3 protein-coding genes and 1 pseudogene are annotated in these 3,265 nt (G+C 61.3%); all 4 read right to left on the minus strand.

What is annotated here, in order from left to right:
- Window positions 1-793: FGGY family carbohydrate kinase (locus EOA22_RS28565; protein WP_245478710.1), on the minus strand; the 793-nt coding region annotated here is incomplete at its 3' end.
- A 200-nt stretch (window positions 794-993) separates the two neighbouring features.
- Window positions 994-2,721, minus strand: a complete 1,728-nt coding sequence (locus EOA22_RS28570; RefSeq protein ID WP_013531807.1) for an ABC transporter substrate-binding protein — start codon at window positions 2,719-2,721, stop codon at window positions 994-996.
- Between the two features lie 79 nt (window positions 2,722-2,800).
- Window positions 2,801-3,094, minus strand: a complete 294-nt coding sequence (locus tag EOA22_RS28575; protein WP_024503495.1) for a DUF2160 domain-containing protein — start codon at window positions 3,092-3,094, stop codon at window positions 2,801-2,803.
- Window positions 3,091-3,265, minus strand: a pseudogene (locus tag EOA22_RS28580) (carbohydrate ABC transporter permease); the annotation flags it as partial. The pseudogene EOA22_RS28580 and the gene EOA22_RS28575, both read right to left, overlap by 4 nt.

Here is a 3,265-nt window from a genome sequence, read left to right on the forward strand (position 1 = left end):
TGCCGTAGGTGGATTTCATCATGCCCGGCTCGAAACAGGCCTGGCCGATGGTGGCCGCATGCTGGTCGCCGGCAACACCGAGGATTCTTATCTCGGCGCCGAAGAGATTTTTCTCCGTGATTCCATAGTCATCGGCGCAGTCCTTTACCTCGGGTAGCATTTTCGCCGGGATGTTCAGTATCGACAGCAGTTCGTTGTCCCAGGCATTTTTCTCGATATTGTAGACCAGCGTGCGCGACGCGTTGGTGGCATCCGTGGCGTGGACCTTGCCGCCGGTCAGCCGCCAGATCAGAAAGCTGTCGATGGTGCCGGCGAGCAACTCGCCTTTCTCGGCACGACGCCGCGCCCCTTTTACCTTGTCCAGCATCCAGGCGATCTTGGTACCGGAAAAATACGGATCAAGCAGCAGGCCGGTTTTTTTGGTGAACTTTTTCTCCAGTCCCTGCTTCTTCAGTTTCTGGCACAGCGGCGTGGTGCGCCGGTCCTGCCAGACAATGGCATTGTGGATCGGCTTGCCGGTCGCCTTGTCCCAGATGACGATGGTCTCGCGCTGATTGGTGATGCCGAGCGCGGCCACTTCGGATGCAGCCCGGCCGGCCTTCTTCAGCGCCGCCTTCACGGTCGTCACCACGCTCGCCCAGATGTCTTCGGGATCGTGCTCGACCCAGCCGGAGGCCGGATAGTGCTGGATGAATTCCCTCTGCCCGCTGCCGGCGACCTTCATATCGCCGTCGAACAGGATCGCCCGGGTCGAAGTCGTGCCCTGGTCGATGGCAAGGATGTATCCGGTCATTCTGCTTCCCCGCTTAATGCATGTCGCCCAAAGGTGACCTCGGTTTTGGGAGAACGACATGCACAAAAACAAAGACCTAAAGCGCGTTGCATGAATCCGTCTCAACGCGACGCGCTTTAGTCTTTTGCACAAACAGGGGAGACGGCAAGATGCCGCCTCCCCCTATTCTCATGATGCTGGCGCGAGCGCCGACACCAAGGCTACTTCTGCCAGCTCTTCACCAGTTCGTCGTAGTTGATGGTGATCGGCTTTTCCTTCTCGTTCTCGATCTTCAACTGAGGAGCGAGATTGCCCTTCTTGACCGCGTCGGCGTTCCAGTAGGCGAGGTCATGCTCTTCGGCCATCTTCGGGCCGATATCGCCCTGAACGCCCGACTTCTCGATGCGGCTCATGACCTTTTCCTGTTCGCCGCAGAGCGAGTCCATCGCTTCCTGCGCGGTCTTGGCGCCCGACGACGCATCGCCGATCGCCTGCCACCAGAGCTGTGCCAGCTTCGGATAGTCAGGCACGTTGGTGCCGGTCGGCGACCACTGAACGCGGGCCGGCGAACGGTAGAACTCGATCAGGCCACCGAGCTTCGGAGCCCGCTCGGTGAAGCTCTTGTCGTGGATCGTGCTCTCGCGGATGAAGGTCAAGCCGACATGGCTCTTCTTCACGTCGACTGTCTTCGAGGTGACGAACTGCGCGTAGAGCCAGGCGGCCTTGGCGCGGTCGGTCGGGGTCGACTTCATCAGCGTCCAGGAGCCGACGTCCTGATAGCCGAGCTTCATGCCGTCCTTCCAGTAGACGCCATGCGGCGACGGCGCCATGCGCCACTTCGGCGTACCGTCGTCGTTCAGCACCGCCTTGGCGCCGGCATCGACCATCGAAGCGGTGAAGGCGGTGTACCAGAAGATCTGCTGGGCAACCGCGCCCTGCGCCGGAACCGGGCCGGATTCGGAGAAGGTCATGCCCTGGGCTTCCGCCGGAGCGTAGGCCTTCAGCCAGTCGAGGTATTTCTGGATCGAGTAGACGGCGGCCGGGCCATTGGTGTCGCCCCCGCGCGCCGTGCAGGAGCCGACCGGACGCGAATTCTCGTCGACCTTGATGCCCCACTCATCGACCGGCAGACCGTTCGGCAGGCCCTTGTCGCCATTGCCGGCCATCGACAGCCAGGCGTCGGTGAACCGCCAGCCGAGCGACGGGTCCTTCTTGCCGTAGTCCATGTGGCCATAGACCTTCTTGCCGTCGATCTCGCGGCCGGTGAAGAACTCGGCGATGTCCTCATAGGCAGACCAGTTGACGGGAACGCCAAGGTCGTAGCCGTACTTGGCCTTGAAGTCCGCCTTGTTCTTCTCGTCGTTGAACCAGTCGTAACGGAACCAGTAGAGGTTCGCGAACTGCTGGTCGGGAAGCTGGTAGAGCTTCTTGTCCGGAGCGGTCGTGAACGAGGTGCCGATAAAATCCTTCAGGTCGAGGTTCGGGTTGGTGACATCCTTGCCCTCGCCCGCCATCCAGTCGGTCAAATTGCGCACCTGCTGGTAGCGCCAGTGGGTGCCGATCAGGTCGGAATCGTTGACCCAGCCGTCATAAAGGTTCTGGCCCGTCTGCATCTGGGTCTGGATCTTCTCGACGACGTCGCCTTCCTGGATGACGTCATGCGTGATCTTGATGCCGGTGATGGCGGTAAAGGCCGGCGCCAGCACCTGCGATTCATACTGGTGCGTGGCGATGGTTTCCGAAACGACCTTGATGTCCATGCCGGCGAAAGGCTTCGCGGCATCGATGAACCACTGCATTTCGGCTTCCTGGCCAGCGCGGTCGAGCGTCGAGAGCGGGCCGATTTCCTTGTCCAGGAAAGCCTTTGCCTCGTCCATCCCGGCATAGGCATTGCCCACGCCCAGCAACAGGACAAGGGCCGTCGTTGATGTTAAAAATTGCCTTCGCATGTGTTTCCTCCACAGTTTTAAGGTTCAAGTGCGATCTGGAGCGGCCGCCGGCACGCGGTCGCTCCAACAGTTTCCCCCTCTATACGTAGCGGAACACGCCAATGGCGTAGACCACGGAGAGAGCGAGAGCCCACCACAGGTTGGATCCGACAAGACCCAACCAAGCGAGATGGATAAAGGCGCTGCCAAGCAGCGACAGGAAAAGACGGTCGCCGCGCGTTGTCTCGAAGCGCAGCACGCCGACGCGCGGATTGCCGCCCGGCGAAGCGTATTCCCAAGCCGCCATGCCGCACAGCAGCAGAAGGATGGTCCCGAAAAAGGCCGCCGTCGGCCACGTCCACGCCATCCAGGTGAGGTCGAAATTCATCGTCAAACCCTCCCCAGGGCGAAGCCCTTGGCGATATAATTGCGCACAAACCAGATGACGAGCGCGCCGGGGATCAACGTCAGCACGCCGGCGGCGGCGAGCAGGCCCCAGTCCATGCCAGCGGCCGAAACCGTGCGGGTCATGGTGGCGGCGATCGGCTTGGCGTCGGTGGTGGTC

This window comes from Mesorhizobium sp. M7A.F.Ca.US.014.04.1.1, assembly GCF_003998745.1.
Lineage (GTDB): Bacteria > Pseudomonadota > Alphaproteobacteria > Rhizobiales > Rhizobiaceae > Mesorhizobium > Mesorhizobium ciceri.

Excerpts from the sequence above, each read along its gene's own strand:
- EOA22_RS28570 (WP_013531807.1), bottom strand. The coding sequence starts at position 2,721 with ATGCGAAGGCAATTTTTAACATCAACGACGGCCCTTGTCCTGTTGCTG.